Genomic DNA, 7,300 nt, shown 5'->3' with positions numbered 1-7,300 from the left:
TGCGCCTCTTTTCTTGCCGCCGTTCAAATTAGATGCATATCTTTGTGGGCAAACATAATTTGACGACACTATCTAGAAAAGATGAAGTTGAGAAGGAAAGGATGAGGGCGTTGGAGAAAGAAAAGCCCCTTCTTCACACTCCGGTGAACAAGGGGCCTCATGCAGCTTCAGATATCTAAGTCTAAGCGTCGCCACGGTACTGCCGACGCCACTCATCCAGAAACAGGATAGCCGTCTCCACATCGCTCAAAGCGCCGCTCTGCTGCCGCAGCATGTGGACGACATTTTCAAAGGAAGCCCCCGGCCCCAGCTCCAGCTGTTGCAGCAATTCCAGCAGAGGGGGCGCTATCGTCGCCTGCTCCGCTTCCGCCCTCCAGGGACCGAACTGCCCGGCCACGTAATCCAGCAGTTGCTGCATCCGCTGCGCATAGGTGTGATCGGCCAGGACACGCTCCCGGGCCCGCTGGCAGTACTGTGCCCGCTCCTCAGGATGGGAAAGGAAATAATCTATCTTATCATAAAGCTCTGACTCGGAATCAAAGCAAGCCAGCTCATCCGCGGCAAAGAGTTCCGGCAGGAGGCGTCGCCTGTCCACCAGCTGGAAAGCCCCCATGGCCGCCAGCTCAAATGTCCGCGGATTGACGAAATCCCCGTGACTGACCAGCGTATCCGTCTTCAGGCTGGAGTGGAGGTTCAGATTGATACGCGAAGCATTGTAGATCTTGACGCTCTCCTCCTCACCGATGCGCTGTCCTCCCCGCTGGATGCAGGAGGCGAGCACGCTCTCTCCTTCCCAATCCGAGCCCCAGATCTTGAAATTGCGTCCGGCCAGAGGCCGGAACGCCAGCCGTCGATTAGGATAACCTGCGCCGAGAAAGCCTATGTCCGCACCGTATTCCCGCTCTTCCTCAGGCGTCAACGCAAGCGGCCTGTGGAATTCGGGCAATGCGGCCAGTGGCAGATAGGGGGCGTGTTCCTGGCCGACGGCGGCAAGCTTTTCCTGAAAGGGCTCCTTCTGGATAACGGCAAAGACGTCATAGAGTGGCGCGTAGGTCTGCCAGTAGTCAAAGACCTGCCAGTCCTCCACGAACCACATGGCCGTCCGCACGCCGGCTTTACGAAGCTTCTGCAGACTGAGACGGTTCAGCGGAGCCTGTGCCAGCGCCAGCACAAGGGACGGCTCAAAATTTTCCACCTGCGCCAGGATCCCCTGATTGAGCACTTGCAGAAAGGCATTTTCCAGAGATCCCAGAGATGAGGGGGGAAGTTGCAGCGTTTTCAAGCCGATAAAGGCGGAATAAAAGGCCGGCGCGTCAAAGACGCGCACGGCATGGCCCATGCTGCTCAAGGCTCTGGCGCAATACCGGCCGATGGGCAGAGAACCGCCGTACAGGGGCAAAACGACAAGGATACGCAAAGAGGGCGTCATCAGCTATACCTCCGAGAGGGCAACATCCAGTCGCTGTCGGCACGCAACCAGCGACGCGCGGTTTCTTCAGCCACAGCGTCAGGAGAAGATCCTTCGCCCGCTATGTCCGCTGCCGATATCCCCAGCCATGCGGCCAGCTCGCGGCGAGCGGCGCATCGCAGGGACGCCTGCGCATCTCGTCCAGCCGTCAGCTTCAGTATCCCCCCGAGCGCATCCAATCCACTTGCCCAGGCCTGCAGCCCATCGGGAAGACGAATATCCGCCGGACGACCGCCCTCCAGCAAGGCTACCAGCGCGCCAGGCAGCCGTTCCTCCTCAAAAGGACGCAGACAACGCACGTCAAACTGACAGGGAGCGGATTCCAGACAGGGCACGCAGGGGATGTCCGCCTGAACGACGGTATGCCCGATCCCGTACGGACCTGTCTCGTGCGCATAGGCCGAGGACAAGAAAAAGGCCAGCACCGGCACACCCAGCGCGGCGGCAAGATGCATGATGCCGGTATCAGGCGTTACCAGCCTGTCCAGTCCGCGCACCGCTTCCACAAGGGCGGGCAGATCGGTCTTGCCGCTCAGATCCTCCACATTGCCGAGCATTCGCGCGGGCAGTTCCCGCAGCAAACGCCGGGCAACCGGCCGTTCCTGTGCGGAGCCCAGCAGGCACACACGCGGTCCGCCCATGAAATCATGCAGGGTCCGCACGATGCGTGCCAGCAGCGGTACCGGCAGCGACCGACGGGATTCGCGGCCGGCCAGGACCACGCCCAACCCGGCCCCTCCGCCTGACGCCGGCGGATTGACCCGCTCCGGCGCTATGGGATCCGACGCGAAATGGCCCCAGTAATCCACCAGATTGAGACTGCCGCAGGCCCGATGCTCCGTCAGACGGAAGGCTCGTCGCGCCCAAGGCGATCGCTCGAGGCCACCGCTACCCGGCCGGTAACCATGCACCCGCTCCGGGACAAAAAGACGGCAGAGACTTGTGCCGGCTGAAGAAAAATTGCAGTTATAGACCGCCGCAAAATCCAGATTGCGCCAGATACGCAAGACATCGTCTATCTGCCGGGCAGCGGTGGCGGCATCTCTGGTATAGAGCGGCAAGGCATGTAGTCGGGCAAACGGATAGAGTACGCGGGCCAGCGGAACAAGTCCCGTATCCACGGCCAGGTGCGTTTCCCCGCGCTCCGCCAGCGTCAGCAGGAGACGGCGCGTCTGCACAAGGTCTCCCAGACGGGCAGACTGAATGACAAGAAATCGGGGCATGGACAATCCTTTGCCGTCTCCAGCCGGGCGGACGGCTTCCTCAACCTAGCCCAAGCCGTAGGGAGAGGCAAGAAAAGCCTCTTCTCCCCCCCTTGCGCATGGCGACGGCTTGCGTATACTGCGGCAGGGTGACGTATGAAATCCGACCTTTATCCTCTGTTTCTCGATCTGCGTGACGCCCGCTGTCTCGTGGCCGGTCTTGGCGATGTGGGCTGCCGTAAGCTGCGGAGCCTGCTGGAGGCAGGCGCCGGCACGGTGCTGACGCGCGATATCGCGGAGCCGTCTGCGGAAGCCGCCGCCCTGCTGTCGTCTCCTCAGGTGCGACATGCCTGCCGTGCCTGTTCGGAGGAGGATCTGCTCGGCTGCCGTCTGGTGTTTGCCGCCACAGGAGATCGTGCGGAAAACGCCCGCATCGCTGCCCTGTGCAGGACGCACGGCATCCTTTGTAATTGTGTGGACGCTCCCGAAGCGGGAAACTTTCTGGTTCCAGCCCTTGCCCGGCAGGGAGAACTCATGCTGGCCCTTTCCACGGGAGGAGCCAGCCCGGCCCTGGCGCGCCGCTGGCGGCAGGAGCTGGAAGACTGGCTCGCGCCGCGTGTGCGCATGGCCCGGCTCATGGGCCGCATACGGCCCTGTGTGCTTGCCTTGTCCACGGACTCGCGGCAAAATGGAAACCTCTTCCGCAGTCTGGCGGAATCCCCCTTGCAACACTGGTTGCAGAACGGCGACATGCAGGCCTGCCGCGACTTTCTCGCACAGACACTGCCGCCGGAGCTGCATACCCGTATACCGGAGTTTTTGCATGATCTCGCCTGAGCTCTCCACCCTGCTGACCCTGTGCCTTTACGGGGCAGCCAGCCTTGCCGGCATCAGCGGCATGATGCTGCGCAGTGTCGTATTGCGCAAGACCGGCTGCTGGCTGGCCGGTTTCGGCTTCCTTGTCCAGACGCTCATGCTGGCACTGGGCTTCCACTCTACCCTACCGGAGGGGCTCAGCCTGGGGGCCTATCTTCAGATGCTGGCCTGGTTCGTCCTGCTGTGCGGGCTCATTTCCCGCCTGCGCTATCGGCAGGAGGCCACCCTCATCCTGTCCGCGCCGCTGGCGCTCATCCTTTTCATCATGTCCGCCCCCTACCTCGCGGCGGTGGTGAAGATCCCCCCGCAGCTGAGCGCCCCCTTCTACACCCTGCACATCGGCGCGCTCTTCCTCAGTCTGGGGCTGCTCACGCTGGCATTTGCCGCGGGCTGCATCTTCCTTTTCCTTGAAGGGCGCATCAAGAACAAGCAGGCCATGAAGGGTTTCTGGCAGGACATGCCCGCCCTTTCCCTGCTGGACAGGATCAACGCCTTTGCGGTGATGACGACCTTTCCACTCTACACTCTGGGCATCGTCGCGGGACTCGTCTGGGCCAAGCCCGTTTTTGGAGCCACCTTCAACGGCGATCCCAAGGAAGTCATCAGCCTTGTCGTCTGGCTGCTGCTGGCCGCCCTCTTCCATAACCGGTTGACGCGGGGCTGGCGGGGCCGCAAGCCCGCCCGTCTTGCGGTCATCATCTTTGGTCTGTGTCTTTTTTCCATCATCGTGGTGAATACCTTCATGGAAACGCACCACGCCTTCATCAGGGGCTGATCTATCACCATGAACTGCGATCTTGTACTTGTGGGACTCAATCACCGCACAGCGGGCGTGGATGTACGCGAACGCTTTGCGCTGGTCAATCACTGCTCGGCGGACAGCTGGGCCGTCCCCTGTGAAGGAGCCATCAGCGAAGCCATGATCCTCTCCACCTGCAACCGGGTGGAGCTGCTGGCCGCCGGACACGGCGACATGGCGGAACAAATGTTGACCGACTGGGCACATACCTGCAAGGCCCCTGTGGAAGACCTGCGCCCCTATGTCTATATTTATAAGGGGGCAGAGGCCGTACGCCATCTCTTTACCGTCGCCTCCAGTCTGGACTCCATGGTACTGGGCGAACCGCAGATCCTGGGACAGCTCAAGACAGCCTACCGCAAGGCAGCGGCCTGCCATACCACGGGTCTCATCCTCAATCGACTGCTGCACAAGGCTTTTTCCGTGGCCAAGCGCGTACGGACGGAGACCGCCGTGGCTTCCAGCGCCGTTTCCATCAGTTACGCCGCCGTGGAACTGGCCAAACGTATCTTCGGGGACATGCCCTCCCACCGGGCCATGCTGCTGGGAGCCGGGGAAATGGCCGAGCTTGCCGCCACCCACCTGCTGCAGGCCGGCATTGCGGAGATCCTCGTCGCCAACCGTACCCTTGCGCGCGGGCAGGAACTCGCACGACAGTTCAACGGCCGTGCCATCGCCTTTGAATCCATTGCCGCGCATCTCGTGGATGTGGACATCATCATCGCCTCCACGGGATCACCGGAACCGGTCATCCGCGCTCGTGACATCCGCAGCGTGCTCAAGGCCCGCAAAAACCGGCCCATGTTTTTCATCGACATTGCCGTGCCCCGTGATATCGACCCCGACGTCAACGGGCTGGACAACGTCTATCTGTATGACATCGACGACCTTAAAGAAGTAGTTGAAGAAAATCTTGCCTCCCGACGGGACGAAGCGCAAAAAGCCGCGGAGATCGTCAATGAGGAGGTGGGGCATTTCGAGCAGTGGGTACAGGGGCTGGATATGCAACCCACCATCGTGGACATCATCCAGCGCGGCGAGCACATGGCCGAGGAGGAGCTTGCCCGCACGCTCAAACGGCTGGGGCCGGTCTCCGACGAGGTGCGCGAGGCGCTTGACGTCATGGCCAAGGCGCTGGTCCGCAAGATGAATCACGATCCCATCATCTTCCTCAAAGAAGGCACCGGTTCGCATGAAGGCAGTGCTTCGCGCATCAGTCTGATGCGCCGTATCTTCAATCTGGACAGCGGCACCTGTAGCCGCGCCACACCACGGGAGAAAGGCTGATGCGCGCCTATCTTGTGGAAGATCTGCCGCCGGAGCTTTGCCGTCGCCTGGCGGACTTTGCGCAGGAGCGGGGCTACGCCTCCTCTCTGGATGGTCTTTTCTGGCTGCCTGTGCCGGAAAGCCTGTGGTCTCCTCTCCAGCAAGACCATGCCGCCCGCTGCGGGCCGTATGCCGTCTCTCTGGAGATCGGTGAGGATTTTCTGCGTCTGGAACTTCTGGTACGCGCCCGCAACCGTCTGCACTGCGAGTGCATTGCCCCGGCCGACAGCGCCACACGTCAGGCGCTTATTGACCGGCTGGAAGACCTCATTGCCGAATGCGACCTGCCGCACTGATCCTCTCTGTGACAGCTGGTATTTGCCGCCGGTCCGAGGGTTGCCCCCTCCGCCCTGCGGCTGGGTCATACTTGCCGTGACGCCTCCAGCGCTCCTCTCACCTCCGGCGTCGCTCCGGGAATTGCGGCCTGTCGTGGCCCGAGAGTGCCTGCGTCTGGAAAGGACTCTTCTCCATTACGGAGCTTCACGCGGGCAGTCGTTGCTGCTGGCGGTCTCCGGAGGGGCGGACTCCACCGCCCTGACCATCATCCTTGCCCTGCTCGCTCCCCGTCAGGACTGGCGCCCGCATGTCTGCACCGTCCATCACGGCCTGCGGCCGGAGGCCGACGCCGAATGCGCGCAGGTGCGGCATCTGTGCGCGGCGCTGCGCCTTCCTCATCACGTCCGCCATGCCCCCGTGCGGGACATGGCACGCGAAGCCGGAACAGGTCTGGAAGAAACGGCCCGCAAGGCCCGCTATGTCCTGCTGGAGGAGGTGCGACAGCAAACAGGCTGCCACTGGCTGCTTACCGGCCATCAACGCGAAGATCTCTGCGAGGATCAACTCATGCGCCTTTTGCGTGGTACGGGCTGGCCCGCGCTGGGCGGCATGTCCGCCTGCGACCCGGAACGCCGCCTTCTGAGGCCGTTCCTGCACCTGTCCGGCAAAACGCTCCGGCAATGGCTAACCGACTGGGGAATCCCGTGGAGTGAGGACAGCTCCAACAACGATCCCGCCTTTCTGCGCAACCGCCTGCGCCACTCGGTCCTGCCCCTGCTGGAAGCGGAAAATCCCGCTTACGGCGAATCGGTTTCCCGTCTCTGGCAACTGGCGCAGCTGGACGCCGGCTATTGGGAAAGCACGCTGGACTCGGCCCTTGCCCTGACTCCCTGGCAGCAGACGGAAAACGGCATCACCCTCCCCCGCGCCCTGCTCCGCGCCCATCCACCGGCCGTACGTCTGCGCCTCTATCTGCGGGCCCTGCGCCGCCTGAACCGCCGCTACGGCGGACAGGCCCGCGCCGAGCGCCTGCTGGCTCTGGACGACGCCTGGCAAAACGGCCGGGGCAATACCCGCTTCCAATTTCCGGGAGGACTTGTGGCCGTCCTGCGGAGCGGAGCCGTCACTTTCGGCATAGAGAGTTTTGCCTTTGAAAAAGGTAAAACGCGAGGCGGCAGCACAATACCGCCTGGCCGAAAGTGAGCGGAAAAACCGCGTTTTTTCCGCGAAATGACAGGCCGTATGGTTTGGAACGCGAAGCATTTCAAACTGAAAATGCTCTAGACAGTGTCGTCAAATTATATTTGCCCACAAAGATATGCATCTAATTTGAACGGCGGCAAGAAAAGAGGC

Annotated in this window: 7 protein-coding genes; 5 read left to right on the top strand and 2 right to left on the bottom strand. The window is 62.0% G+C overall.

What is annotated here, in order from left to right; all coding sequences use genetic code 11:
- Positions 1-181: 181 nt before the first annotated feature.
- Positions 182-1,429, bottom strand: coding sequence for a glycosyltransferase (locus tag Q0K00_RS10850; RefSeq protein ID WP_297229429.1), 1,248 nt, complete (start codon positions 1,427-1,429; stop codon positions 182-184).
- Positions 1,429-2,691 carry a glycosyltransferase family 9 protein gene (locus Q0K00_RS10845; RefSeq protein WP_297229427.1) on the bottom strand — a complete coding sequence of 421 codons (1,263 nt, stop codon included), beginning with the start codon at positions 2,689-2,691 and terminating at the stop codon, positions 1,429-1,431. Before Q0K00_RS10845 ends, Q0K00_RS10850 begins: the two co-directional genes overlap by 1 nt.
- Positions 2,692-2,826: 135 nt before the next feature.
- Between Q0K00_RS10845 and Q0K00_RS10840 the strand changes: the two genes are divergently transcribed.
- From Q0K00_RS10840 to tilS, 5 genes are all read left to right on the top strand, one after another.
- The gene (locus tag Q0K00_RS10840) at positions 2,827-3,507 is read left to right on the top strand and encodes a bifunctional precorrin-2 dehydrogenase/sirohydrochlorin ferrochelatase (protein ID WP_297229424.1); all 681 of its coding nucleotides are present in this window, start codon (positions 2,827-2,829) and stop codon (positions 3,505-3,507) included.
- Positions 3,494-4,321 carry a cytochrome c biogenesis protein CcsA gene (ccsA, locus tag Q0K00_RS10835; protein ID WP_297229422.1) on the top strand — a complete coding sequence of 276 codons (828 nt, stop codon included), beginning with the start codon at positions 3,494-3,496 and terminating at the stop codon, positions 4,319-4,321. Before Q0K00_RS10840 ends, ccsA begins: the two co-directional genes overlap by 14 nt.
- Positions 4,322-4,330: 9 nt before the next feature.
- Positions 4,331-5,632 (top strand): glutamyl-tRNA reductase, encoded by a 1,302-nt coding sequence (hemA, locus tag Q0K00_RS10830; RefSeq protein WP_297229420.1) that lies wholly within the window; start codon positions 4,331-4,333, stop codon positions 5,630-5,632.
- A complete protein-coding gene (locus Q0K00_RS10825) occupies positions 5,632-5,967 on the top strand; it encodes a hypothetical protein (protein ID WP_297229419.1) in 336 nt (111 codons plus the stop codon). Before hemA ends, Q0K00_RS10825 begins: the two co-directional genes overlap by 1 nt.
- A gap of 76 nt (positions 5,968-6,043) precedes the next feature.
- Positions 6,044-7,150, top strand: coding sequence for a tRNA lysidine(34) synthetase TilS (gene tilS, locus Q0K00_RS10820; RefSeq protein WP_297229417.1), 1,107 nt, complete (start codon positions 6,044-6,046; stop codon positions 7,148-7,150).
- Positions 7,151-7,300 lie beyond the last annotated feature (150 nt).

Origin of the sequence: uncultured Desulfovibrio sp., assembly GCF_944327235.1 — a bacterium.
Lineage (GTDB): Bacteria > Desulfobacterota > Desulfovibrionia > Desulfovibrionales > Desulfovibrionaceae > Desulfovibrio.
This window is presented reverse-complemented; position numbering and strand designations above follow the sequence as displayed.